This window comes from Vibrio jasicida 090810c, from assembly GCF_002887615.1.
GTDB classification, from domain to species: domain Bacteria; phylum Pseudomonadota; class Gammaproteobacteria; order Enterobacterales; family Vibrionaceae; genus Vibrio; species Vibrio jasicida.
In genome coordinates this window covers 1,789,847-1,816,362 of sequence record NZ_CP025792.1, presented here as the reverse complement: position 1 = coordinate 1,816,362, position 26,516 = coordinate 1,789,847, and the positions used below count along the sequence as shown (strand labels likewise).

The following is a 26,516-nucleotide window of genomic DNA, read 5'->3' as shown; positions in this document are numbered from 1 at the left end:
TATCCACATCTCTCTATTCCTAATACTGACCCCGAGGTGACAAAATTTCTCTGTACCTCTGATACGACCCAGTGCCATGACACCATTAAAACGATACCAACAAGACATAGCCAAGCATGGATTCCAACGTGATGAAGCGCAATATAGCGCGGTCGTCGCTTTAGATGAACTTTACCATGCCATCGCCGACTTTCAGTCAGCACCTATTCCTCAGCTTAGCACTTGGCAAAAGTTACTAGGTAAAAAAGTCGAAATGCCAGAACCTCCTAAAGGACTGTACTTTTGGGGAGGTGTAGGGCGCGGTAAAACTTACCTTATGGATGCCTTTTTTGACGCCTTACCAACAGAAAGGAAAATGAGGGTGCATTTTCATCGCTTTATGTACCGAGTACATGATGAATTAAGGCGTTTAGGTGATGTAGAAAATCCGCTTTCTAAAGTGGCAGACTTGTTTAAGAAAGAATCAGATATTGTTTGTTTTGATGAGTTTTTCGTTTCAGACATTACCGATGCAATGATCTTAGCGACGTTGCTTCAAGAGATGTTTAAACGTCAAATGATTTTGGTCGCGACCTCGAATATTGAACCTCAAAATCTATATCGCAATGGTTTGCAACGCGCACGTTTCATGCCTGCAATTGCCATGATCTTAGAGCGTTGTGATGTGCTCAATGTCGATAGTGGTGTGGACTACCGTTTAAGAACCCTAGAGCAAGCTGAGATTTACCATTACCCACTTGATGAGCAAGCGTCCGTTAACCTTAATCAATACTACCAACAGCTGATTGGGGAAAGAAAAGCCGCAACGAATACGATTGAAGTGAATCATCGCGAGGTTGCAGTGATTGAGGCCAGTGATGGTGTGTTGCATGCTTCTTTTGCTCAGTTGTGCCAAACTCCGCGTAGCCAAAATGATTACATTGAGCTGTCTCGAATCTACCACACCGTATTGCTTGCGGACGTGATGCAGATGGACCGTAAAGTCGATGATGCAGCAAGGCGCTTTATTGCGTTAGTCGATGAGTTTTACGAGAGAAACGTGAAATTAATCATTTCCGCCGAAGTGGCGATGGAGGCGCTTTATAGCGATGGGCTACTGGAATTTGAGTTTAAGCGTTGTTTGTCTCGATTAACTGAGATGCAGAGTCGCGAATACCTAGCGAGAGAGCATCTGGCGTAAAAAACAGCAACTCATCTTAAAAAAGTGAAGAAAAAATTAGTGATTTGGCGCAAAAAAAGGTGATTTTTTCTTCGCTCTTCTCTATAATCCTGCGACCCACCGTTACTGCAGACCTGAATATCGAAGTTATTTCGGCATAGAAGGTCGAGAGAACCAACGACTCGAAGGGGTGATGACTGGGCTCTTAGACAGTGTGGGAACACAATACTGTGTTCCTTTAAAGTTTAAAATTTAATTAACGGGTTATTATTAGCATGAAAACTTTCGTTGCTAAACCAGAAACTGTAAAACGCGACTGGTATGTTGTAGACGCAGAGGGTAAAACTCTTGGCCGTCTAGCAAGTGAAATTGCATCTCGCCTACGTGGCAAACATAAAGCTGAGTACACTCCTCACGTTGACACTGGTGATTACATCATCGTTATCAACGCTGAGAAAGTTGCTGTAACTGGCAACAAAGCTAAAGGCAAAGTGTACTACCGTCACTCTGAATTCCCAGGTGGTCTAAAATCTATCACTTTTGAAAAGTTGATCGATCGTAAACCTGAGATGGTTCTTGAGCTAGCAGTTAAAGGCATGCTTCCACGTGGTCCTCTAGGCCGTGCTATGTACCGTAAGCTTAAAGTTTACGCGGGCGCTGAGCACAACCATGTTGCTCAACAACCACAAGTACTAGACATCTAATTGGGGATTTCGAAAATGGCAGAGAATCAATACTACGGCACTGGCCGTCGCAAAAGCTCAGCTGCGCGTGTTTTCATCAAACCAGGCAGCGGCAACATCGTAATCAACAAGCGTAGCCTTGATGAGTACTTCGGTCGTCCAACTTCTCGCATGGTTGTTAAACAACCTCTTGAGCTAGTTGAACTAACTGAGAAGCTAGACCTATACGTTACTGTTAAAGGTGGCGGTATTTCTGGTCAAGCTGGTGCTATCCGTCACGGTATCACTCGCGCTCTTATGGAGTACGATGAGTCTTTCCGTCCTGCTCTACGTGCAGCTGGTTACGTTACTCGTGACGCTCGTTGCGTTGAACGTAAGAAAGTTGGTCTACGTAAAGCACGTCGTCGTCCACAGTTCTCTAAGCGTTAATTTCCTCTTACTGGAAATTATGCTTTTCCAGAGTTTCTCTGGATACTGTGTACCAAAGCTCGGCTATATGCCGAGCTTTTTGTTTTTATAACCTTCTGTTTTTATAACCTCAGTTAAACGTCTGTTTTTTGTTTCCCGTCGCTTCAGCATCTCTCCTTAATATCCTGGCAACATTTGTTTGTCTTATGTACTGCTTTATGTAATTTATTCGTGCTACAAATCGCACATGATAAAAGTGGAGAGTACCTTCACATTCTTGAAATATCTTTCTGCTTAATCCGCTGAAAACAACCGAAATAAAAGGCGTTAGCTCTTGTTTTTAGTCGTTATTCGTTTCGCTTTCTTGTTACAAATCACATCTATTTTTTTATAATTTTGCCGCTTTTGTGACGGCGTGGGCGATTTGCCTCACAAATGTTACAAAAAGGTAGCTTTATCTTGTCAAAAAGTAGGGTTTTCTTTATCATTTCCCCCCAATAAATAGAACTAAATTCATAATTTGTTAGCCATGCTCTTATAAGCGGAATAATAACGATCCAAAGGGAGCAAATGGGAGAATGTTTGGATGAGCAACGCGCCTTTAAATAACGGTCGCAGGCGTTTTCTAACCGCTACAACGGCAGTTGTTGGTGGCTTAGGGGCAGCTGCCGTCGCCGTTCCTTTTATCAAATCATGGAACCCGAGTGCCAAAGCGAAAGCTGCTGGCGCGCCGGTGGAAGTGGATATCAGTAAAATTGAACCAGGCCAAATGGTCCGTGTTGAGTGGCAGGGTAAGCCTGTATGGGTAGTACGCCGAACTCAAGAAGTGGTCGATAATCTTAAGAGTATTGATGGTCAGCTTCGTGACCCGCAATCAGAAATGGAACAACAACCAGTTTATGCTCAGAACGAGTACCGCTCGATCAAACCTGAGTATTTTGTGGCGGTTGGTTTCTGTACTCACTTGGGCTGTTCACCTACTTACCTACCAGATACGTTCTCAGAACAAGTACAAGGCGTTAAGTCGGGCTTCTTCTGTCCTTGTCATGGTTCTAAGTTTGATATGGCTGGTCGAGTGTTCCAGGGTGTTCCAGCGCCACTGAACTTAGTCGTTCCTAAGCACATGTACTTGAGCGACACCAAGCTCATGATCGGTGTTGATGAGGGAGATGCATAATGCAAGCGATATTAGACTGGGTAGAAAAACGTATTCCAGCGATGAATGCTTATAAAAAGCACTTGTCTGAATACCCAATGCCAAAGAACTTCAACTTTTGGTACCTTTTCGGTTCCTTGGCAATGTTGGTACTTGTTAACCAGATTCTTACCGGTATTTGGCTAACGATGAACTACGTTCCGTCTGGCGATGGCGCGTTTGCTTCTATTGAATACATCATGCGTGATGTTGAGTACGGTTGGCTATTGCGTTACATGCACTCAACTGGCGCTTCGGCGTTCTTTGTCGTTGTGTACCTACACATGTTCCGTGGTCTGATCTACGGTTCTTACCAAAAGCCTCGTGAGCTACTGTGGATCTTCGGTATGTTGATCTTCTTGGTTCTAATGGCAGAGGCATTCATGGGTTATCTACTACCATGGGGTCAGATGTCATATTGGGGTGCCCAAGTAATCATTTCTCTATTTGGTGCGATTCCTGTTATTGGCGACGACCTAACGCTTTGGATCCGTGGTGACTACATCATCTCAGGTGCAACACTAAACCGTTTCTTCGCACTACACGTAATTGCACTACCTATCGTTCTGCTTCTTCTTGTTGTGCTACACGTACTGGCCCTGCACGAAGTCGGCTCTAACAACCCTGATGGTATCGAAACGAAGCTACCAAAAGGCTCTATGGGTGACGATTACAATACGCAATTTAAGTTCCACGAATACTACACGAAGAAATACGACATCATCGACTCAATTCCTTTCCATCCATACGGTACGGTTAAGGACCTTGTTGGTGTTGCTGGCTTCTTGTTCTTCTTCTGTTATGTATTGTTCTTCAACCCAGAAATGGGTGGGTACTTCCTTGAGCCGCCTAACTTTGAGGCAGCAAACCCATTGAAGACACCTGAGCACATCGCTCCGGTATGGTACTTCACTCCGTTTTACGCAATCTTGCGTGCGGTTCCAGACAAACTATTGGGTGTAATCCTAATGGGCGCGTCTATTGTGGTGCTGTTTGTTCTTCCTTGGCTGGATCGCTGTAAAGTACGTTCGTACCGTTACCGTAGTAAGATCCATCTATTTAATATTATTCAATTCACTATCGCCTTTATTGCTCTGGGTATTTTGGGTGCATTGCCGGCAACGCCGTTGTACACGATTCTGTCTCAGATCTTTAGCTTGTGTTACTTCATGTTCTTTGTATTGCTGTTCTTCTACAGCAAAAATGAAGCAACCAAACCATTACCAGAGAGGGTGACATTCAAATGAAGAAGTGGATTGTAATTCTATTTGCTATGCTGCCGTCTCTTGTTATGGCAGCGGGTGCCAACGTTCCGTTAGATAAGGCGAACGTGGACTTAACGGATAAGACTTCGCTGCAAAATGGCGCGAAACTATTCATGAACTACTGTTTTGCTTGTCACTCAACGCAATACCAGCGTTACGAGCGTGTTGCGACAGACTTGGATATTCCGATTGATCTAATGAAAGAAAACCTGATCTTCGATCCAGAAGCAAAGGTTGGTGATCTAATGGTAAATGCAATGCCTGCGAAGCAAGCGGCTGACTGGTTTGGTGCTCCGCCACCAGACTTAACTTTGGTTGCTCGAGTTCGTGGTGCAGATTGGCTATACACTTACCTGCGTTCTTTCTATGTTGACCCATCTCGTCCATTTGGGGTGAACAACATTGTATTCCCAAGTGTTGGTATGCCGCATGTGCTTGAAGAGCTTCAAGGTATTCCTATGCCAGTTTACGGCACTAAAATCGTAGATGGTGAAGAAGTACAAGTCGTTGTTGGCACACAAACCAGCGGTACTGGTGAGCTAAGTTCTGGCGAATACGACAAAGCAGTCGGCGACCTCGTGAACTTCTTGGTGTACTCCGGTGACCCTGTTCAACTAGAACGTCATGCAATTGGCTGGTGGGTAATGGGCTTCCTAGTTCTATTAACTATCGTTGTCGTGTTGCTCAAGAAAGAGTATTGGCGTGATGTGCATTAATTGTGCTATCATACCGTGCTAATTCCCAATTTTAATTGACGAATAATGGAGGCTAGCGCCTCCATTATTTTTATTTGTAAGTGTACTGGAGGGCTCCATGGCTGTAGCTGCCAATAAACGTTCTGTGATGACTCTTTTCTCGAGTGCATCAGATTTGTATAGCCATCAGGTTCGCATCGTACTAGCTGAAAAAGGCGTAAGCGTTGAAGTTGAGCTTGTAGATGAAGCAAACCTTCCTGCTGAGCTTGTAGAGTTAAACCCATACAAATCAGTGCCAACTCTTGTTGACCGTGAGCTAGCTCTTTACGATTCAAAAATCATCATGGAGTACCTGGACGAGCGTTTCCCTCATCCACCTCTAATGCCTGTTTACCCAGTAGCTCGTGGTAACAGCCGTTTGATGATGTACCGTATCGAACGTAACTGGTACTCACTCGCTGAAAAAGTGGTTAAGGGTAACGCGGAAGAATCAGAAAAAGCGCGTACTAAACTACGTAATGATCTTCTGACTCTAGCGCCTATCTTTGCTGAGTACGAATACTTCATGAGTGAAGAGTTCAGCCTAATCGATTGTTACCTAGCACCACTATTGTGGCGTCTACCTCAACTAGGTATTGATCTTGTTGGCCCTGGCTCAAAAGAAATCAAGGTTTACATGAACCGCGTGTTTGAACGTGATTCATTCCTAGCTTCTCTAACAGAAGCTGAACGTGAAATGCGCCTAGTTCGCTAATTAACGGTTCAGTTTACTTGTTATGGATATTGCTAAAATGACTGCTCGCCGTCCGTATATGCTTCGTGCATTTTACGATTGGCTAGTAGACAACGACTTAACTCCGCACTTGGTTGTAGATGCAACTATGCCAGGTGTGCGTGTACCCGTTGAGTTTATTCAAGATGGTCAAATCATCTTGAATATTGCTCCACGTGCTGTTGGTCATCTAGAGTTGGGTAATGATGCGATTACCTTTCAAGCCCGCTTTAGTGGTCGCCCGCATTCCGTTATCGTGCCAGTGTATGCTGTTCAAGCTATCTATGCTCGCGAGAACGGCGCTGGGACTATGTTTGAGCCTGAAGAAGCTTACACTCACATCGAAGAAGAAGGTATTGTTGAGGAAGATGTATCTCCAACGTTCTCTACCGTAAGCGATGAGCCTTCTGAGGCTGCGGAAACCGAATCGGAAGAGGAAGAAACGCCTCGCCCGAAAGGCAGACCAAGCTTAAGAGTTATCAAATAAAAAAAGCAGCGTTTACGCTGCTTTTTTCTTTTCATTTATCTACGCTGCAACACTAATTCACGTCAGTTTCTTCTATCGGCGTTGCTTTTGTTGTGGTATTCAAGTCACTGACTTCAGCTTCTTGGCTTTTCACCACTTCGGACTCTTCTACTTCGAGTGGTTTTTCATCGCCGTATTGGAACCCTTTAATGACTTGTTTTACTCCAGAAATGTTTCGTGCGATATCAGTTGCTTTCTGACTTTGCTCAGGTGTCACGTAACCAAATAAGAATACGTCGCTGTCTTCGGTAATGACTTTTACTTTCACACCGTTTAGATCGCTGTCAGTCAACAAGGCGGATTTTACTTTTGTGGTAATCCAACTGTCGTTGCTGATTTGAGTTACGCTCAGTGGCTCTTTCTGTTTAATTTGATTATGGATGTTCTCAACGCCATCAACTTCACGTGCTCGATTTTCAAACTCATTGATGAGCTCTTGAGTCGGTGCTTGTCCCATTAGAACAACCGTTCCGTTGTATGCGCTAGCGACGATACGAGCCTTGCCTTTGAAGGGGGCTTTGTTACCGATGGCCGCAACTTCGAATTCGATGTTGTTGTCTTGCCAAATCTCTTTGGTGGTTCGCGTATCAGTGACGATATTGGCAGTTGTCGCTGCCCCAGCAATAAATAAACCTGCACAACCACTCATACTGAGTGCTGCACATAAAATGACAAGACTACGTATCATAATTCTAAACTCTCAATCTGGATTATTCTTCGTGAGCTGGGAAAAGCACTTGGTCGATTAGATCGCACAGGCAGTGAAGTGTCACCATATGAACTTCATGAATGCGCGCTGTACGGTGGGATGGAATACGAATTTCAACGTCGTGCTCACCCAGTAGACCAGCCATCTCACCACCATCTTTACCCGTAAAAGCAATGATCGTCATGTCGCGAGTTACTGCGGCTTCCATTGCTTTAATGACGTTTTTGCTGTTGCCACTGGTTGAGATCGCCAACAAGATATCGCCCGGTTGACCAAATGCGCGTACTTGCTTAGAGAAGATCTCTTGGTAGTGGTAATCGTTCGCTACAGCAGTCAATGTTGTGTTGTCTGCTGTTAAAGCCATTGCTGGAAGGCTAGGGCGTTCAGTTTCGAATCGGTTCAAAAGGCAAGAGACAAACTGTTGCGAGTTCGAAGCACTGCCACCGTTGCCACAGCATAGGATTTTGTTGCCATTGAGCAGGCTCGACACCATTGCTTGAGCGGCGTGAGTGATGGCATCTGGCAGCGCTTCTGCTGCCGCAATTTGAATTTGAATACTTTCTGTAAAACTGTCTTTAATGCTGTCTAGCATCGTTTATCCTTCAGAGATTGCATTTTGTATCCAGTTAATGTCTCTGCCACTGTCGTGAATGGCGACCACATCAAACCGATAATCTATATTTTGTGCCATACGATTTTGCTGGCTTAGCCAAATTTGGGCTGTTTTGACTAGTTTACGCATTTTTGCGCGGGTGACCATCTCTGCCGCTGAGCCAAAGCGATCATTATTACGATATTTGACCTCAACAAAGACGATAGTTTCACCTTGTTGGAAGATTAAATCAATTTCGCCGACTTTGGTCAGAAAGTTTTGAGCTATAAAGCGTAAACCCTGACGCTGCAAATATTGCTTCGCCAGGGTTTCGTATTGATCACCGATTTGTCGCTTGCTAAAGAGCCCCACGCTCGGCCCAGTCTAGCTCGCGTTGCACAACACAGTTGTTGTCAATGCTAAGTACACCTGTTTGGCCGCTTACTGAGTAACCCGGCAGAAGCTTCATCTGTGGTAACTCACCAATGAGCTTATAGGCGTCCATACCAAGTGCTTCTAAACGTTTTTCCATGTTGGATTGATCTGACCATAACTCGTTCATTTCTGCCATAACGGTAGGGTCAGGGTTGATCAACATTGGAATGTCACTGTAAGCCACACCAGATAGATCTTCATACGTTGCACCACCACTGTTACTGCGTGAATTTGAGAACAGTTTTGGCGGCTTCGCATCTGGGTTAATCGCTACTTCAATAAAGGGCTTAATCAGTGTTAGCTCAGAGCTTCGTGCGACAATGTAAACCGCATCGACATCACGACGACTGCGTGGTGGGCTCTCTAAAGAAATACGCATCAGTGACTGCATTTGGGCTATACGCTGCTGGCTCTCTTGTAGACCGAATACATTGTTAATGTTCTTCTGTAACTGACGTTTATCGCCAAAGTAGCTCGAAGCCACTTTATTTGAGCTGTACTTGCGCCACTCTTCATTGAAGGCTTCAACCACACGCTGACCGTAGGCGCCATTCGGAGCCAAGATCATTGGGAATTGGTAGCCCTGATTGAAAAGGTACTTCGCCGCTTGTGCGACTTCTTGCTCTGGAGACAGTGCTAGGTAACACATGTCTGTTCCTGGTTGAACTTCCTCTGGGATGTTCAATGCCAGTGCTGGGATCTTCACACCAGTTTCTGAGCCATCTAGTGTTGCTTGCAGTTTCTCAACGTTTTCTTTCTGTAGTGGTCCCACAACAAAGTCGATATTCTCATTGATTAAGCGCTGTTTGATTTGGTCTGCACTGTACGCGTGAGTATCAATTACGGTTAACGTTGCACTTGGGTCGCGTACATCATCATTCATCATTGCGAAGATGAAACCATCACGGATCAACTGAGCTTGCGGTGCAAATTTACCGGTTAGTGGTAACAACAGCGCTGTATTGTTTGGTTTCACAATATCCAGCGACAAGATATTTTGGATTTCTGCTGGCGTATAAACCGCAGCTGGGTGTGATGGATTTTCGTCTAACCAGCGCTCTAAGGTGTTTTGTAATTGAGGTAAGTTACTTGAAAGTGTTTTGGCGTAGGTAGCTAATTGCAGCCACCCGTCCAGCACATCTTCATTTGGCGCAGTTTGCAATGACGTTAATTCGTTTTCAGAATAGCTGCCAAAATTCATCCAAATTCGGCTAGAGATCTCACGTTGTTCTGCGGATGAAGCATATTGACCTTGAGCTACGAGCTGACGGTTTGCTTCGAACGGTTGGTTCAGACTTTGATAAGCGTCAGCACGCAATTGGTAGTAGTCTTTCCACTGCTCACTTGGCAGCTTCCACCATGATTGGAAGTTCAACGTTTGCAGCAATTGAGAGTAATTGCCTTGCTTTTGTTGTATGGTCGCTCGAGCCAGTTGCCATTCAGCTTGTTGAACTTCGGTCAATTGCTGGCGGCCAAGTCGCTTGATAAGCAACTCTGCTTGATCCAATTCGTTGGCTTGAATCGCCGCTTTTGCAGCCATGATCAACCAGTCGTTTTGTAGGCTACCTTCCGTGCTATCAGCTTGAATCATGTAGTTCTGAGCAGACTGTGTAGGCTCTAGTGTAATGTCTACGCTATCTGGTTGGCGCGGGCCTGAAGAACAGGCGGCGAGCGTAATTGCCAGTGCAACAGGAGTGAGTAAGCGTGGTACACTGAGTCTCTTATGGTTCATCATTGCCGTGAGTTCTCTATAATTTTGTACAAAATTGTCTCTATATTAATCGTTGAAGTGATCGTAAACAAATGACAGATAAAAATAAGTTGCCGAATGAGGGGCCAACTCTCTACATCGTACCGACTCCAATCGGAAATTTAGCGGATATCACTCAACGTGCTATCGAAGTTCTGTCGAATGTGGACATCATTGCCGCTGAGGATACTCGACATACGGGCAAATTACTGTCTCACTTCAATATCCAAACCAAAACTTTCGCGCTACACGATCATAACGAGCAGCAAAAAGCGCAAGTTTTGGTTGAAAAGCTACTATCAGGTCAGTCAATCGCTTTGGTGTCTGACGCTGGTACGCCGCTAATAAGCGATCCAGGATACCACTTGGTAACAAAATGTCGTCAAGCGGGCGTTAGAGTTGTGCCTCTTCCTGGTGCGTGTGCGGTCATCACTGCGTTAAGTGCGTCTGGTTTGCCATCGGATCGTTTTAGCTTTGAAGGCTTTCTACCACCGAAAAGCAAAGGCCGTAAAGACAAGTTCTTAGAAATTGCGTCAGTGGAACGCACTTGTATCTTTTATGAATCACCGCATCGCATTTTAGACTCTCTACAAGACATGTTAGACGTTCTTGGCCCAGAACGAGAAGTCGTGTTAGCTCGTGAGTTAACGAAAACCTTTGAAACTATTCAGGGAATGCCACTTGGCGAACTAATTGAATGGGTGAAAAGTGACGGAAACCAACAACGTGGTGAGATGGTACTCCTTATTCACGGTCACCGTGATTCAAGCGAAGAATCGCTACCAGACGAAGCGACCCGCACTTTGGCTATTCTGACGAAAGAACTGCCGTTAAAGAAAGCTGCAGCATTAGCCGCAGAAATCTACAGCCTGAAAAAGAACGCACTTTATAAGTGGGGCTTAGAGAATCTCAACTAGAAGTCCGTAGAGCGTTGGCGCTTCGGTAGTTTCCTTTAAGCGCCGTTAGTTTTCAGAGTTATCTAGATAAGATTAAGAAGGGGAGTCGTTAACGCGACTCTCCTTTTGTTGTTTATGAGTGCAGGAGATTTTTAATCTTACATAGACAGGGATAAGAAGTGCGTTGTTAATGTAACTGTGCATTTATTTTCCCACTTTAACTTTCAAGGCCATCTTTCGGAGCATCATGATCTCGAGTTCCAAACCTTAGTGCTCCATTTTTCTTTCTCTCGGAGCGAAGCGTTTTCATTCGCTGTTGTCTTTTTGAGCACTTAACCCGCCGTTTTCAGCAATTCTGTGATCTCACTAGACTCTGAGTAGATAACTCTATACAATCCGCCCTCGGAGCTGACTGGGTAGTCGCTGCTTTGTTGATGTCCTTCGGGAGACTGACGTTGAGGTCCCTTTGGGAGACTGACGTTGACGTCCTTCGGGAGACTGACAAAGGGGAGGAAAGTCCGGGCTTCATAGAGCAAGGTGCCAGGTAACGCCTGGGGGGCGCAAGCCTACGACAAGTGCAGCAGAGAGAAGACCGCCGATGGCCTTAGGGCACAGGTAAGGGTGAAAGGGTGCGGTAAGAGCGCACCGGACGACTAGTAATAGTTCGTAGCAGGGTAAACTCCACCTGAAGCAAGACCAAATAGGCCTCCACATTGCGTTGCTCGCGTAAGGAGGCGGGTAGGTTGCTCGAGCCAGTGAGTGATTGCTGGCCTAGACGAATGGCTACCGCCGCGCAAGCGGAACAGAACCCGGCTTATGTGTCGGCTCCACCTATTCGAGACCCATCACTACTTCGGTAGTGATGGGTTTTTTGCATTTTATTGACGCAAACTATGTCATTACCAATAAACTTGGTGCTGAATCACGTCTAACTTTAGACTTGAGGTGGCGATGATGTGGGAAATCAGTACACTAAAGAATCGCTTCAAGATCATTCAACGAGAAAGCTATGACCGAAACATTTCAACATATCTCAGTGTTATTAAATGAATCCATTGATGGCTTGGCTATCAAACCCGATGGTATCTATATCGATGGAACATTTGGCCGTGGCGGTCACAGCCGAACTATCTTGTCGAAATTAGGCGAAAACGGCCGCTTGTACAGCATCGATCGCGACCCTCAAGCAATTGCTGAAGCAGGCAAAATTGACGATCCTCGTTTTACTATCATCCATGGCCCATTTTCAGGCATGGCACAGTATGCAGAAGAGTACGATCTTGTGGGTAAAGTCGATGGTGTATTACTAGACCTTGGCGTTTCTTCTCCACAGCTTGATGATGCTGAACGTGGCTTTAGCTTTATGAAAGATGGCCCGTTAGATATGCGTATGGACCCGACTTCTGGCGTTCCAGTTTCACAATGGTTGATGGAAGCTGATCTTGATGATATCACTTGGGTGATTCGTGAGTTTGGTGAAGACAAACATGCACGTCGCATTGCCAAAGCTATCGTGGCATACCGCGAAGACGAAGAAAACGAGCCGATGGTTCGCACTGGTCAGCTAGCGAAGCTGATTTCGGACGCCGCACCAAAGAGCTTTAAAGAGAAAAAAACACCCAGCAACCCGTGCTTTTCAGGCTTTTCGCATTTACATCAACAGTGAATTAGAAGAAATTGATACAGCACTAAAAGGCGCGGCAAGCATTTTGGCTCCAGAAGGTCGCCTATCGGTCATCAGCTTCCATTCGTTGGAAGACCGCATGGTGAAACGCTTTATCCGTAAAGAGAGCAAAGGCCCAGAAGTGCCACATGGCATCCCAATGACGGAAGAACAAATCCGAGCATTGGGCAGTGCAAACATGAAAGCGGTGAGCAAGGCGATTAAGCCAACGAAGCAAGAAATCGAACTCAACCCTCGCTCTCGTAGTTCAGTACTAAGAATTGCAGAAAAGCTTTAATTATTATGACGAAAACCACTCCTAATCTTGCTAAGTTGATTGCGACGGATTTAATTTCCGTTGGTCGCTGGTCGTTATTGTTGATGATTTTAATATTCTCATCGGCAATGGGAGTGGTCTTTGCCACCCATCATGCGCGTCAAGCGATCACTGAAAAAGATCATACGTTGGTTGAGCGAGAGCGATTGGATAGCGAATGGCGCAACCTAATGTTGGAAGAAACAGCCCTCGCGGAACACAGTCGCGTTCAAGACTTGGCAAAGAAGGATCTTGAAATGAAACGACCAGATGGCGATAAAGAAGTGGTTATCACGCTAAAATGATTGGAAAGAAAGCCAAATCGAAACAAGGAAATTCGCGCAAGCCAGCAGCCAAAGAAAAGAAAGTGGTTGCTGCAAAGCCGCAACCCACCGAAGAAGCAAAAGAACCCCAAGAAACAGACGTTGTTGAACCCGAATCCTTTTTGATTCGCTGGCGCTTTCAGTTACTGCTGTTTTTCGTCTTTTGTGCATTTGCCCTACTCGTTGGGCGCGTTGCCTACATTCAAATCATCGAGCCTGATAACCTTATCAAGCAAGGTGACCTTCGTTCAGTCCGTGTTAAAGCCATTCCTTCTGCGCGCGGTATCATCTCTGATCGTAATGGCGAACCTCTTGCCGTTAGTGTTCCTGTTGAGGCTGTATGGGCCGATCCAAAAACCATCTTCAAAGAGGGCGCGCTACAGCAAACCAAAAGTTGGTATGCATTAGCTGACGTTCTTGGTTTGGACCGACAAGGTCTGATCAATAAGATCAAGAAAAATGAAAAGCGTCGCTTTATCTACCTTCAGCGTCAGGTAAGCCCTGCGATGGCTAACTACATTCGTGAACTCAAACTACCTGGTGTAGGCTTGAAATCTGAATCTCGTCGTTACTATCCTGCAGGTGAGGTTAGTGCTCACTTAGTCGGTGTTACGGGGATTGATGGTCATGGTCTAGAAGGTGTAGAGCGAAGCTATGATGAATGGTTAACTGGTGCTGCAGGCAAGAAAACCATTCGTAAAGACCGCTATGGCCGTGTTGTTGAGAATATTGCTCTTGAAGAGAAACAAGAAGGTAAACCGCTACAACTGACTATTGATCAGCGAATTCAAGCTGTTGCTTATCGCGCAATTAAACAAGCGGTTGCTGACCATCGCGCAACATCTGGTTCTGTAGTGGTGCTTGATGTAAAAACGGGCGCTGTGTTGGCGATGGTGAACGCGCCATCTTATAACCCAAATAATCGTAGCGATTGGCAAAGTTACAAAATGCGTAACCGAGTAATCACCGACTCTTTAGAGCCGGGCTCTACAATTAAGCCATTCGTTGTTTTAGCCGCCTTAGAAAATGAGGTCGCAGATAAAGACACCATCGTCGATACTGGAAACGGTATTCTTCAATTGGGTGGCAGCCGTGTTCGTGATGCACCAAAGGTAGGAAAAGCGAGCTTAACGACCATCTTGAAGAAATCGAGTAATATCGGTGTGACCAAGTTAGCTATGCGTATGCCAGTAGAAGCATTGCTTGGTTTATACAGTTCTGTTGGTTTGGGAGAACTTTCTGGCTTGAACTTAGTCGGTGAAGTTGTGGGTATTTTTCCGAGTCGCTCGCGTTGGTCGCCAATTGAACGTGCCACCATCGCCTTTGGTTACGGTTTATCGGTGACCCCAATTCAGTTAGCGCATGCTTACGCAACCTTGGGTAACTTAGGTAAATATGAGCCGATTCATATTATCGAAAGTAACGACAACGATATGGCTCGCCAAGTTGTTAGTCAAAAAAATGCACGCCTTGTACTCGATATGCTGGAAACGGTAACGCAAAAAGGCGGTTCAGCCCGTCGTGCTGCGGTTCCGGGCTATCGAGTTGGTGCCAAAACGGGTACGGCTCGAAAAGCAACCGCTGGTGGCTATAGTGATGAGTACATCAACTACACGGCCGGTGTTGCTCCTGTGAGCGATCCAAGACTTGCATTGGTTGTTGTAGTTAATGAACCGCAAGGTGATGACTACTATGGCGGTTCAGTTGCTTCGCCAGTCTTTTCTGAAATCATGAAAGGCGCGCTGCAAATTCTGAATGTTGCCCCTGACGAAAACAAATTCCAACAGTAGGCTTCGATGTTTACTGAGAAACAAAATCTAGAAAGCTGAGCTAAAGCTCGGAGAACAAATATGACCAAAGCCATCAGTATGGACGCGCTGCTTTCCAATTGGGTTGATTGCCCAAGTTTGTCGTCCGTTCTTGTCTCTGAACTGGAACTCGATAGTAGGCGAGTTCAGTCCGGCACTACTTTTGTTGCCATCATTGGCCATGCTGTCGATGGACGTGATTTTATCGCGAAGGCCATCCAGCAAGGTGCTAACGCGGCGATCGCTCAAGCCTGTGAGCGAAAAGCGCACGGTACGATTGAGATTGTTGATAATGTTCCAGTGATTTACCTCGATGCACTGGATAAGTGCCTTTCTCAAATCGCAGGTCAGTTCTACCATTATCCCAATATGGAGCTGATTGGTGTCACTGGCACCAACGGCAAAACCACCATCACTCAGCTTATTGCCCAATGGATTGATTTGGTCGGTTCCAAAGCGGCGGTAATGGGGACAACAGGGAATGGCTTTCTAGATGATCTGCAAGAAGCCGCAAACACCACAGGCAACGCAGTTGAAATCCAAAAGACCCTATCCTCGCTCGCCGAGCAAAAAGCACAATACACTGCGCTTGAAGTTTCCTCTCATGGTCTGATTCAAGGTCGTGTTAAAGCATTGTCTTTTACCGCTGGTGTGTTCACCAATCTGAGCCGTGATCACTTGGATTATCATGGCACGATGGAAGAATATGCAAAGGCGAAGCTGATGCTGTTTACCACTCACCAATGCGAGCATGCGATCATCAATGTCGATGATACAGTGGGAGCTGCGTGGGCGAAGCAATTATCGAATGCCATAGCTGTTTCACTCAAGCCGAATTCAGAATTCCTACAATCCGTATTTGCTACTGACATTGTTTACGCAGAGTCAGGCATTACGATTGAGTTTGATGGCAAGTTTGGTGAAGGAATACTTCATGCGCCGCTGATTGGCGAGTTCAATGCAGCGAACCTGATGTTGGCATTCACAACGTTACTTAGTCTCGGTTTTAGCAAGCAAGATTTGCTGGCAACGGCAGGCCAATTACAGCCTGTTCTTGGACGTATGGAACTCTTCCAAGCTGACGACAAGGCAAAAGTCGTGGTGGATTACGCCCACACGCCTGACGCGCTAGAAAAAGCGCTGCAAGCATTGCGTGTGCATTGCCAGGGTGAGCTTTGGGCTATTTTCGGCTGTGGTGGTGACCGTGATGCTGGTAAGCGCCCAATGATGGCGGAAATCGCTGAGCGTTTGGGTGACAAGATAGTGCTTACCGATGATAACCCTCGCAGTGAAGACCCTGTGCTGATCATGAAAGACATGCTGGCCGGCCTAACAAAACCTGCTGAGGCGATTGTGCAGCATGACCGTTTTAAAGCGCTGTCTTACGCACTGGAACATGCTTCTCCGCAAGACATTATCCTTCTGGCAGGTAAAGGTCATGAGGACTACCAAATTCTAAACTCTGGAACCATCCATTACTCTGACCGCGAGTCAGCCATGACGCTATTGGGGCTTTCATCATGATCACAGTAACGCTTTCTCAAGTCGCGGATATGACTGGCGGTGAGCTGGTTGGCAATGACCTATCTATTGAATCTGTTTCTACCGACACTCGAGCGATCGAACAGGGGGCTCTTTTTGTTGCTTTGGTTGGAGAGCGTTTTGATGCTCACGATTTCTGCCAACAAGCGGTGGAGTCAGGGGCGGGTGCACTGTTAGTGCAAAAGCAACTTAATGTGAATGTCCCTCAAGTTGTTGTTACCGATACTAAGATAGCGTTAGGTGAAGTCGCATCTTGGGTACACAATTCGTGTCAAACACCGACAGTGGCGATTACAGGCAGTTGTGGCAAAACTACAGTAAAAGAGATGGTTGCAAGTATCCTGCAGTTGAAAGGCAAAGTGCTGTTTACCGCGGGCAACTTCAACAATGACATTGGTGTTCCGCTTACGTTATTGAGATCGCAACAAGACGATGATTACGCTGTGATTGAGCTTGGGGCCAACCATATTGGTGAGATCGAATACACGACTCAACTGGTTCATCCTAACATTGCGTTAGTCAACAATGTAGCCGCCGCTCACTTAGAGGGATTTGGTTCGATTGATGGCGTAAAACAGGCTAAAGGCGAGATTTATCAGGGATTGCCTGCTGGCGGTGTTGCGATTGTGAACCTCGATAGCAATGGTGGTGAGAAGTGGAACCATGTTCTTGCCGATAAGCAAGTCATCACATTTTCTCAAACGAACACAGATGCTGACTTTTATGCAACAAATGTTGTAATGAGCGCCGCCGGCGAAGCAAGCTTTAACCTACATCTCGCAATAGACTCACAAGAAATTGAACTGTCTCTGGGTATTATAGGTCAACACAACGTTGCGAACGCGATTGCGGCTTCTATCATTGCGTTACAAATGGGCGCGACGTTAGAAGAAGTTCGTGATGGCCTTAAACATTTAAACAAAGTGAAAGGTCGAGTCGAAGTTGAGGAACTCAGCGATAAAATCAAGCTAATTGATGACAGCTATAACGCGAGTGTTCCAGCGATGAAGGCCGCGGTGGACTTGCTTAGTGCATTCCAAGGTGAGCGTTGGTTGATTTTAGGCAATATGGCGGAGTTGGGTGAGGAAAGTCTTGCACTTCATCGTCAAGTCGGGGAACATGCTGCCCCACAAAAATTTGAACACGTTCTCACGTATGGTGCAGACACGAAGGTCATTAGCGAACTTTGTGATGGCATCCATTTCGAGACACATCCAGAGATGATTGACTACATCAAGCAGCATCTAGACCAAACCGCACCTCAACACCATACAATGTTGGTGAAAGGAGCGAACGGTGCTCGTATGTTTGAAGTCGCTGCTGCTTTGAAGGAGTATTATTAATGATTATTTGGCTTGCCGAGCTGCTACAGCCATACCTGTCTTTTTTCCGATTGTTTGAATACCTGTCGTTTCGAGCAATCCTTAGTGTACTTACTGCTTTAGGTCTGTCTTTATGGATGGGGCCTATCATGATCAAGCGTCTACAGATGCTACAAATTGGTCAGGTTGTCCGTAACGAAGGTCCAGAGTCTCACTTTAGCAAGCGTGGTACCCCTACAATGGGGGGGATCATGATTTTGGCTGCTATTTCAATCACTATTCTTTTATGGACTGATTTATCGAACCCATACGTGTGGGCGGTGCTGACGGTACTGCTTGGTTATGGGGCGATTGGTTTTGTTGATGACTATCGTAAAGTCGTTCGTAAGAATACCGACGGCCTGATTGCTCGTTGGAAGTACTTTTGGCAGTCGCTGATTGCATTTGTTGTGGCGTTTGCGCTGTACGCTTACGGCAAAGATACCGCAGCTACTCAACTTGTTGTGCCATTCTTTAAAGACATCATGCCGCAACTTGGCTTGATGTACATTATCCTCACTTACTTCGTTATTGTGGGTACTAGTAATGCGGTAAACCTAACCGATGGCCTAGACGGCTTGGCTATCATGCCTACGGTTCTGGTTGCGGCTGGCTTTGCTGTGATTGCTTGGGCAACAGGTAACATTAACTTCTCTGAATACCTTCATATTCCATACCTCCCACACGCTTCTGAGCTGGTTGTCGTTTGTACTGCAATCGTTGGTGCGGGCCTTGGTTTCTTGTGGTTCAACACTTACCCAGCACAAGTATTCATGGGCGATGTTGGTTCACTTGCTCTAGGTGGCGCGCTTGGTACTATCGCTGTACTGGTTCGTCAAGAGTTGGTACTGGTGATCATGGGTGGTGTGTTTGTAATGGAAACGCTATCGGTAATTCTACAGGTAGGTTCTTATAAACTACGTGGTCAGCGTATTTTCCGTATGGCACCGATTCACCATCACTACGAATTAAAAGGTTGGCCAGAGCCTCGCGTAATCGTGCGCTTCTGGATTATTTCTATGGTTCTTGTTCTGATTGGTCTAGCGACTCTGAAAGTGCGTTAATCGCACTTTCCAAGAACAAGACAAATTGCGTGATCAAATATGGAACGTTGGCAAAACATACATAAGGTCGTCGTCGTAGGGCTCGGTATTACCGGGCTCTCTGTCGTTAAACACCTCACAAAAACTCAACCGCAACTGACGATCAAAGTCATTGATACGCGCACTAACCCTCCGGGGGCTGAGCGTTTGTCAGAGCAGGTAGAACTCCAAAGCGGTGGTTGGAATACCGAATGGCTTGCAGAAGCTGACTTAGTCGTGACTAACCCAGGCATCGCCTTAGCGACACCAGAAATACAATCGGTTCTTGCGAAAGGAAAGCCAGTTGTTGGTGATATCGAGCTCTTCGCGTGGGCAGTCGATAAACCTGTTATTGCGATTACCGGTTCTAATGGTAAAAGCACGGTAACAGACCTAACAGGCGTGTTAGCAAAAGCTGCCGGGTTAACGGTCGGTGTTGGTGGCAATATCGGGGTTCCTGCTCTCGATTTGCTAGAGCAAGACGCAGATTTGTATGTACTTGAACTATCTAGCTTCCAACTAGAAACCACATCAAGCTTGAAGCTTAAAGCGGCTGCGTTTCTAAACCTTTCGGAAGATCACATGGATCGTTATGACGGCATGGCGGACTACCGACAAGCTAAGCTGCGCATTTTTAATAACGCAGAACTGGCAGTGGTTAACCGTGATGATCGAGAAACCTTCCCTGAGACTGAAATACCGTTGGTGACGTTTGGTAGTGATGAACAAGCATACGGCCTTGAAGTTGACGGTAACCGTACTTGGCTGCTTGATCATGGTCAGCGCGTGATTGCCAGTGATGAATTGAAGTTGGTTGGTAAGCACAATCTGGCTAACGCTCTCGTCGTACTTGCTCTGCTTAAAGCGGCGGATGTGGATTATCACAAATCCTTGAATGCACTGAAAACTTACACTGGTTTGACACATCGATGCCAAGTGGTTGCGGATAATCATGGTGTAAAATGGGTGAATGACTCCAAAGCAACTAATATTGCGAGCACTATGGCTGCGCTTTCTGGCTTAGAATCAATGGGTAAATTGTATTTGTTGGTTGGTGGTGTTGGTAAAGGCGCAGATTTCACACCATTAAAGCCGATCTTAGCGACGCTTAACTTGCAACTTTGCTGCTTTGGCAAAGATGGCGATGATTTTATGCCACTGCATGAATCCGCAACTCGTTTCGACACCATGGAAGATGTGATTCAACAGATATCTTCGCAGTTAAATACGGGCGATATGGTGATGCTATCTCCGGCATGTGCTAGCTTTGATCAATTCGACAACTTTATGGCAAGGGGTGACGCATTTGCGGCTCTTGCTGAGAAATATGCATAATTAAAGGTCACACACTTCGTGGGTTTAGGTAACGTTAAACGCAGCATTGGCACTTGGCTTAAGCATCCTGCTCCAGAGGCGCTCTTTGACCGTCAACTCGTATGGATTGCACTGGGTTTGATGTTAACCGGTTTGGTGATGGTGACATCAGCATCATTTCCAATCAGCTCACGTCTGACGGATCAGCCATTTCACTTTATGTTCCGTCATGCCACTTTCTTGGTGCTGGCGATTGGTGTGTCTGCCGTCATTCTTCAAATCCCACTAGAACAATGGTTTAAGCGAAGCCATTACTTATTGTGGATCTCGTTTGGTTTACTCATCATCGTATTATTGGCTGGTAAGTCGGTAAATGGTGCATCGCGTTGGATCCCGCTGGGACTGTTTAACTTGCAACCGGCCGAAGTCGCGAAGCTCTCGCTATTTGTCTTCATGTCCGGTTATCTGGTGCGTAAGCAAGACGAAGTTCGCCAAACCTTCTTTGGCGGTTTCATGAAGCCCATCATGGTGTTTGCCTTCTTCGCCGTGTTGCTTCTAGGGCAGCCCGATCTAGGTACCGTGGTTGTAATGCTGGTGACACTGTTTGGCATGCTGTTCATTGCTGGAGCCAAGCTGACTCAGTTTTTAGCGCTCATGATTGCTGGTATTGCTGCCGTGGTTGGCTTGATTTTGGTCGAGCCATACCGTATTCGCCGTGTTACCTCGTTTCTCGACCCTTGGGAAGACCCATTTGGTAGCGGCTATCAGTTGACTCAATCTCTCATGGCGTTTGGTCGTGGTGAATGGTTTGGGCAAGGCTTAGGCAACTCGATTCAAAAACTGGAATATCTTCCAGAAGCGCACACCGACTTCGTGTTTGCGGTACTGGCTGAAGAGCTGGGTTTTGTTGGCGTCGTGTTAGTGCTAATGCTGATTTTCAGTTTGGTGCTAAAAGCGGTTTATATCGGCAAACGTGCTTTTGAAGAAGGCGAAATGTTTGGCGGTTACCTCGCATTTGGTATTGGTATTTGGTTTGCTTTCCAGACGCTGGTTAATGTTGGCGCAGCGGCCGGTATTGTTCCAACCAAAGGTCTTACTCTGCCGCTGATCAGTTATGGTGGTTCGAGTTTAATCATTATGTCTGTAGCGGTGTCTATATTGCTGCGTATCGATCATGAATGCCGTTTGAAGCACGGCCAGAAAGAACTAGAAAAACAAATTGATGAAGAAAAATAAACGTTTGATGGTGATGGCTGGTGGTACTGGCGGTCACGTGTTCCCAGGTTTAGCGGTTGCAAAACAACTGCAGGAGCAAGGCTGGGAGATCCGCTGGTTAGGTACTGCGGATAGAATGGAGGCGGATTTAGTGCCGAAACATGGCATTGAAATCGACTTTATCAAAGTAAAAGGTCTACGAGGTCAAGGCGTTAAGCGTCTTCTTGTGGCACCATTTCAGATTATTAATGCCATCAAGCAGGCTCGTGCTCACATGAAACGCTGGCAGCCAGATGCCGTGCTTGGTATGGGTGGTTACGTGAGTGGTCCTGGTGGTATTGCTGCTTGGATGAGTGGTATTCCTGTTGTCCTGCATGAACAAAATGCTGTCGCGGGTTTAACTAACCAATGGCTGTCGAAAATTGCCAAAAAGGTATTTCAAGCCTTTCCTGGTGCTTTTCCAAAAGCAGAAGTCGTTGGCAACCCAGTTCGTGAAGACGTGACTCAATTAGAAACGCCAACTGAGCGGATGCAAGAGCGACAAGGTCCGATTCGGATTTTGGTGATGGGGGGAAGCCAAGGCGCACGTATTCTTAACCAAACTCTGCCAGAAGTGATGGCTAAATTGGGCGAAGATTACTGTATTCGTCATCAAGCGGGTAAAGGTGCTGCTGAAGAAGTGAATACAGCGTACCAAGCCAATGGTGTTGTGAATGCAGAAGTAACCGAATTCATCGACGATGTAGCAAATGCTTATGCATGGGCTGACCTTTTGGTTTGTCGTTCAGGTGCACTCACTGTTTCTGAAGTTTCAGCTGCCGGTGTTGGTGCCATTTTTGTGCCGTTTATGCATAAAGACCGCCAGCAAGCATTGAATGCAGACCACTTGGTGGATTGCGGTGCGGCTAAGATGATTGAACAACCAGATTTAACCGTTGAGTCATTGACTCAACAGATCCAACAATTGGATCGACAAGCTTTACTTACAATGGCTGAGCAAGCACGCAGTGCAGCAAAGTTAGATGCGGATAAAACAGTCGCACAAGCCATTGTCGCTTTGACCGAAAAGCGTTAACGAATTATTGAGAATAGAATTGATGACAATCCAACATACACAAGACTTAGCTCAGATTCGCGCAATGGTGCCAGAGATGCGCCGCGTGAAATCCATCCACTTCATCGGTATTGGTGGTGCGGGCATGAGCGGCATTGCAGAAGTGCTGTTGAACGAAGGCTACCAAATCACGGGTTCTGATTTATCAGAGAACCCAGTGACGGAGCGTTTAGTATCAAAAGGTGCAACCGTGTTTATCGGTCACCAAGCCAGCAATGTGGAAAAAGCCAGTGTGGTTGTGGTTTCAACAGCAATCAACGAAGAAAACCCAGAAGTCATCGCGGCTCGCGAATTACGTATTCCAATTGTACGCCGTGCAGAGATGCTTGCTGAGCTAATGCGATTCCGTCATGGTATTGCCGTTGCTGGCACGCACGGTAAAACGACGACGACTGCGTTAGTGACACAAATCTATTCTGAAGCAGGTTTAGATCCAACGTTTGTTAACGGTGGTCTAGTTAAGAGTGCTGGCACTAACGCGCGTCTAGGTTCTAGCCGAATTTTGATTGCAGAAGCGGACGAGAGTGATGCGTCATTTCTGCATCTACAACCTATGGTGAGCATCGTCACGAACATCGAAGCAGACCATATGGATACGTACGGCGGCGATTTTGAAACTTTGAAGCAAACCTTCATCGACTTCCTTCATAATTTACCGTTTTACGGTCAAGCGATCGTGTGTATAGATGATCCTGTGATTCGCGAGCTGATTCCACGTATTAGCCGCCAAGTGATCACTTACGGTTTTTCTGAAGATGCCGATGTACGTATCGAGAACTACCACCAAGAAGGCCAGCAAGGCAAGTTCACCGTGGTTCGTGAAGGGCGTGCGAATCTGGATATCACACTAAATATCCCAGGTCGCCACAATGCACTCAATGCGTCAGCCGCGATTGCCGTAGCGACAGAAGACGACATCACTGATGAAGCTATCTTAAAAGCAATGGCGGGAACCCAAGGTACAGGTCGTCGTTTTGATCATTTAGGCGAGTTTGATACTGGAAACGGCCATGCAATGCTTGTTGATGACTACGGTCACCACCCAACAGAAGTGGATGTGACGATCAATGCAGCGCGCGCCGGTTGGCAAGACAAGCGTCTTGTTATGATCTTCCAGCCACATCGTTACAGTCGAACTCGTGACCTTTACGATGATTTTGCTAACGTGCTGGAGCAAGTTGATGTACTGATCATGCTCGATGTCTATGCGGCGGGTGAAAAACCTATCGCTGGCGCTGATGGTCGTGCTTTATGCCGAACGATTCGTAGTCGTGGGAAGGTAGATCCAATTTTTGTGCCTGAAATAGAGCAATTACCGTCAGTTTTAGCTAACGTTATACAAGATGGCGACCTGATCTTAACTCAAGGTGCCGGTGATGTTGGTAAAGTCGCTAAGCAATTGGCAACGCTTGAGTTGAACATAAATAATATGCTCGGGTAATCACGAAAATTGACGCAAAGCACAGAGAAAGACATAGATCTCGATTTTGCGTCAAGATCGTTGTGATTTATCGCTATCAGTGTTTGATAGTTTACAAGAGCTCAGTATAATCCCAAGGTTAAAGTCAATACTTTTGCCGATGTGTACTCACACGGTGAAAAGTACAAGACAAAAGTCAGGAAACAAAGACGTTGTTGAATATTGCACTGAATGAAGAGCGACTTAACACGGAGACTAACCGTGGTCGCCAAGAGAAAATCTTGGGTGTGCTATTTTTCGTTGTCGTCGTGACCTTAATCAGTTCTGTTTTGTACTCAGCGATCAGTTGGATGTGGGATGACCAAAGGTTACCTCTCTCCAAAATCGTGCTTCAAGGAAAACTGGAGTACGTCACCGCAGACGATGTTCAAGCAGCGTTTAGCAAGATTGATCATATCGGCACGTTTATGTCGCAAGACATCGATGTGTTGCAGCAAAGTGTTGAAGCCTTACCTTGGGTCGCGCATGCCGCGATCCGTAAGCAATGGCCAGACACGGTAAAAGTATTTTTGACAGAACATCGCCCTGTCGCCATCTGGAATGGCATCGAGCTGTTAGATAATAACGGTTTGGTATTTGAAGGCGATGTCGGCCTGCTAAAGGAAGAGAAAGTTAAGTTATATGGACCCAATGCAACTGGGCCGGAAGTCTTGCAAACCTACCGCGAACTCCGACCTAAGTTCCAACAATTGGGTTTGGCTATATCGTCTCTGGTTTTAAATGAGCGACGAGCTTGGCAAATCATCCTTGATAACGGTATTCGACTAGAGCTTGGTAAAGAGTCTCTGGATGAGCGAATAGAGCGCTTTTTCTCGCTTTATAACAAGCTTGGCAGTGACACTCAAAGAATCAGTTATATCGATCTTCGATACGATACGGGAGCCGCGGTTGGTTGGTTTCCTGAACATGAGTTAGAACAAGAGAGTACAGATGACTAAGGCCGCTGATGACAACATTATTGTTGGTCTGGATATAGGCACTGCAACCGTATCAGCTCTAGTGGGCGAGATTCTACCTGATGGCCAAATAAATATTATTGGTGCTGGTAGCAGCCCCTCACGTGGCATGGATAAAGGCGGCGTGAATGATTTGGAGTCGGTTGTAAAATCAGTACAACGCGCAATTGATCAAGCTGAGCTAATGGCGGAATGCCAAATCAGCCGAGTATTCATTTCGTTGTCTGGTAAACATATCGCAAGCCGAATTGAAAAAGGCATGGGCACAATTTCTGATGAAGAAGTGTCTCAAGAAGATATGGATCGTGCTATCCATACAGCCAAATCGATTAAAATCGGTGATGAACAACGAATCCTTCATGTGATTCCACAAGAGTTCACCATCGACTACCAAGAGGGCATCAAAAACCCACTTGGTTTATCTGGAGTGAGAATGGAAGTAAGCGTCCATTTGATCTCATGCCATAATGATATGGCACGCAATATTATTAAGGCCGTAGAACGTTGTGGTCTTAAAGTAGAGCAACTTGTGTTTTCTGGGCTTGCTGCGAGTAATGCAGTAATTACCGAGGACGAAAGAGAGCTTGGGGTTTGTGTGGTGGATATCGGTGCCGGCACGATGGATGTTTCTATCTGGACCGGTGGTGCGTTGCGTCACACAGAAGTATTTTCTTACGCAGGAAATGCGGTAACTAGCGATATTGCTTTTGCTTTTGGTACGCCAGTGAGCGATGCTGAAGAAATCAAAGTCAAATATGGCTGCGCCTTGAGTGAACTGGTCAGTAAGGATGACACGGTTAACGTCCCAAGCGTAGGTGGTCGACCTTCACGTAGTCTGCAACGTCAGACTTTGTCAGAAGTCATTGAACCACGCTACTCTGAGCTGATGGGATTAGTTAACCAAACTATCGACTCTGTACAAGCGAAATTGCGCGAAGAAGGCATTAAACACCATCTTGCTGCGGGTGTAGTTCTCACCGGCGGTGCTGCGCAAATCGAAGGAGTGGTAGAATGTGCGGAACGCGTATTCCGCAACCAAGTAAGGGTCGGCAAACCGCTCGAAGTCAGCGGATTAACTGACTATGTAAAAGAGCCGTACCATTCTACGGCAGTTGGATTACTTCATTACGCGAGAGACATGCAGTCTAGCGACGATAGCGATTATAATGAACCTAAGCGCTCATCTGTTACTGGCTTCTTCGGTAAATTGCGTAATTGGATACAAAAAGAGTTTTAACCTGAGTTGCAGGATAAACG

At 46.1% G+C, this 26,516-nt stretch carries 24 protein-coding genes, 1 other RNA gene and 1 pseudogene; 22 read left to right on the top strand and 4 right to left on the bottom strand.

Annotation, left to right across the window (positions count from 1 at the left end):
- The first annotated feature begins 76 nt into the window (after positions 1-76).
- The 8 genes from zapE to sspB all read left to right on the top strand — a co-directional run bounded on the left by zapE (position 77) and on the right by sspB (position 6,664).
- Complete coding sequence (zapE, locus tag C1S73_RS08505; RefSeq protein WP_038866229.1) at positions 77-1,180, top strand: cell division protein ZapE; 1,104 nt, start codon at positions 77-79, stop codon at positions 1,178-1,180.
- A 254-nt stretch (positions 1,181-1,434) separates the two neighbouring features.
- Positions 1,435-1,863, top strand: a complete 429-nt coding sequence (rplM, locus tag C1S73_RS08495; RefSeq protein ID WP_005436093.1) for a 50S ribosomal protein L13 — start codon at positions 1,435-1,437, stop codon at positions 1,861-1,863.
- Between the two features lie 15 nt (positions 1,864-1,878).
- Positions 1,879-2,271: a 30S ribosomal protein S9 gene (rpsI, locus tag C1S73_RS08490; protein ID WP_038866232.1), complete on the top strand. Its 393-nt coding sequence runs from the start codon at positions 1,879-1,881 to the stop codon at positions 2,269-2,271.
- Between the two features lie 565 nt (positions 2,272-2,836).
- Positions 2,837-3,427, top strand: coding sequence for a ubiquinol-cytochrome c reductase iron-sulfur subunit (gene petA, locus C1S73_RS08485; protein WP_038866234.1), 591 nt, complete (start codon positions 2,837-2,839; stop codon positions 3,425-3,427).
- Positions 3,427-4,692, top strand: coding sequence for a cytochrome b (locus C1S73_RS08480; protein WP_038866236.1), 1,266 nt, complete (start codon positions 3,427-3,429; stop codon positions 4,690-4,692). Before petA ends, C1S73_RS08480 begins: the two co-directional genes overlap by 1 nt.
- Positions 4,689-5,426: a cytochrome c1 gene (locus C1S73_RS08475; protein ID WP_038866238.1), complete on the top strand. Its 738-nt coding sequence runs from the start codon at positions 4,689-4,691 to the stop codon at positions 5,424-5,426. The genes C1S73_RS08480 and C1S73_RS08475 overlap by 4 nt, the downstream gene beginning before the upstream one ends.
- A gap of 97 nt (positions 5,427-5,523) precedes the next feature.
- A complete protein-coding gene (gene sspA, locus C1S73_RS08470) occupies positions 5,524-6,159 on the top strand; it encodes a stringent starvation protein SspA (RefSeq protein WP_005436105.1) in 636 nt (211 codons plus the stop codon).
- A 22-nt stretch (positions 6,160-6,181) separates the two neighbouring features.
- A complete protein-coding gene (sspB, locus tag C1S73_RS08465; RefSeq protein WP_038866241.1) occupies positions 6,182-6,664 on the top strand; it encodes a ClpXP protease specificity-enhancing factor in 483 nt (160 codons plus the stop codon).
- 52 nt (positions 6,665-6,716) lie between these two features.
- Here the strand turns inward: sspB and C1S73_RS08460 are convergent, their stop codons facing one another.
- From C1S73_RS08460 to C1S73_RS08445, 4 genes are read right to left on the bottom strand one after another with little or no spacing between them, the layout of a single operon-like run.
- Positions 6,717-7,391: a BON domain-containing protein gene (locus C1S73_RS08460; protein WP_038866243.1), complete on the bottom strand. Its 675-nt coding sequence runs from the start codon at positions 7,389-7,391 to the stop codon at positions 6,717-6,719.
- Between the two features lie 22 nt (positions 7,392-7,413).
- Positions 7,414-8,004 carry a phosphoheptose isomerase gene (locus C1S73_RS08455; protein ID WP_038866245.1) on the bottom strand — a complete coding sequence of 197 codons (591 nt, stop codon included), beginning with the start codon at positions 8,002-8,004 and terminating at the stop codon, positions 7,414-7,416.
- 3 nt (positions 8,005-8,007) lie between these two features.
- A complete protein-coding gene (locus tag C1S73_RS08450) occupies positions 8,008-8,376 on the bottom strand; it encodes a YraN family protein (protein WP_038866248.1) in 369 nt (122 codons plus the stop codon).
- Complete coding sequence (locus tag C1S73_RS08445; RefSeq protein ID WP_038866250.1) at positions 8,363-10,174, bottom strand: penicillin-binding protein activator; 1,812 nt, start codon at positions 10,172-10,174, stop codon at positions 8,363-8,365. Before C1S73_RS08445 ends, C1S73_RS08450 begins: the two co-directional genes overlap by 14 nt.
- 68 nt (positions 10,175-10,242) lie before the next feature.
- On the opposite strand from C1S73_RS08445, the gene rsmI reads away from it, so the two are divergent.
- The 14 genes and pseudogenes from rsmI (at position 10,243) to ftsA (ending at position 26,496) form a co-directional block, all read left to right on the top strand.
- Entirely contained in the window at positions 10,243-11,106 is an 864-nt protein-coding gene (gene rsmI, locus C1S73_RS08440) for a 16S rRNA (cytidine(1402)-2'-O)-methyltransferase (protein WP_038866251.1), read from the top strand.
- A 383-nt stretch (positions 11,107-11,489) separates the two neighbouring features.
- Positions 11,490-11,918: RNase P RNA component class A (gene rnpB, locus C1S73_RS08435), an RNA gene on the top strand.
- Positions 11,919-12,094: 176 nt separating this feature from the next.
- Positions 12,095-13,046 (top strand): annotated as a pseudogene (gene rsmH, locus C1S73_RS08425) (16S rRNA (cytosine(1402)-N(4))-methyltransferase RsmH).
- 5 nt (positions 13,047-13,051) lie between these two features.
- Positions 13,052-13,369, top strand: a complete 318-nt coding sequence (gene ftsL, locus C1S73_RS08420) for a cell division protein FtsL (RefSeq protein WP_038866253.1) — start codon at positions 13,052-13,054, stop codon at positions 13,367-13,369.
- Positions 13,366-15,177 (top strand): penicillin-binding transpeptidase domain-containing protein, encoded by a 1,812-nt coding sequence (locus C1S73_RS08415; RefSeq protein ID WP_095760118.1) that lies wholly within the window; start codon positions 13,366-13,368, stop codon positions 15,175-15,177. The genes ftsL and C1S73_RS08415 overlap by 4 nt, the downstream gene beginning before the upstream one ends.
- A gap of 60 nt (positions 15,178-15,237) precedes the next feature.
- Entirely contained in the window at positions 15,238-16,719 is a 1,482-nt protein-coding gene (murE, locus tag C1S73_RS08410; protein WP_038866254.1) for a UDP-N-acetylmuramoyl-L-alanyl-D-glutamate--2,6-diaminopimelate ligase, read from the top strand.
- Positions 16,716-18,080: a UDP-N-acetylmuramoyl-tripeptide--D-alanyl-D-alanine ligase gene (locus C1S73_RS08405; protein ID WP_038866255.1), complete on the top strand. Its 1,365-nt coding sequence runs from the start codon at positions 16,716-16,718 to the stop codon at positions 18,078-18,080. Before murE ends, C1S73_RS08405 begins: the two co-directional genes overlap by 4 nt.
- Positions 18,080-19,162, top strand: a complete 1,083-nt coding sequence (mraY, locus tag C1S73_RS08400; RefSeq protein ID WP_038866256.1) for a phospho-N-acetylmuramoyl-pentapeptide-transferase — start codon at positions 18,080-18,082, stop codon at positions 19,160-19,162. The genes C1S73_RS08405 and mraY overlap by 1 nt, the downstream gene beginning before the upstream one ends.
- A gap of 39 nt (positions 19,163-19,201) precedes the next feature.
- Entirely contained in the window at positions 19,202-20,515 is a 1,314-nt protein-coding gene (murD, locus tag C1S73_RS08395) for a UDP-N-acetylmuramoyl-L-alanine--D-glutamate ligase (protein ID WP_038866259.1), read from the top strand.
- Between the two features lie 18 nt (positions 20,516-20,533).
- Positions 20,534-21,730: a cell division protein FtsW gene (ftsW, locus tag C1S73_RS08390; RefSeq protein ID WP_038866261.1), complete on the top strand. Its 1,197-nt coding sequence runs from the start codon at positions 20,534-20,536 to the stop codon at positions 21,728-21,730.
- Positions 21,717-22,784 (top strand): undecaprenyldiphospho-muramoylpentapeptide beta-N-acetylglucosaminyltransferase, encoded by a 1,068-nt coding sequence (gene murG / locus C1S73_RS08385; protein WP_038866263.1) that lies wholly within the window; start codon positions 21,717-21,719, stop codon positions 22,782-22,784. Before ftsW ends, murG begins: the two co-directional genes overlap by 14 nt.
- A gap of 22 nt (positions 22,785-22,806) precedes the next feature.
- Entirely contained in the window at positions 22,807-24,264 is a 1,458-nt protein-coding gene (murC, locus tag C1S73_RS08380) for a UDP-N-acetylmuramate--L-alanine ligase (protein ID WP_038866265.1), read from the top strand.
- A 191-nt stretch (positions 24,265-24,455) separates the two neighbouring features.
- The gene (locus C1S73_RS08375; RefSeq protein ID WP_038866267.1) at positions 24,456-25,241 is read left to right on the top strand and encodes a cell division protein FtsQ/DivIB; all 786 of its coding nucleotides are present in this window, start codon (positions 24,456-24,458) and stop codon (positions 25,239-25,241) included.
- Complete coding sequence (ftsA, locus tag C1S73_RS08370) at positions 25,234-26,496, top strand: cell division protein FtsA (protein ID WP_038866269.1); 1,263 nt, start codon at positions 25,234-25,236, stop codon at positions 26,494-26,496. Before C1S73_RS08375 ends, ftsA begins: the two co-directional genes overlap by 8 nt.
- Positions 26,497-26,516 lie beyond the last annotated feature (20 nt).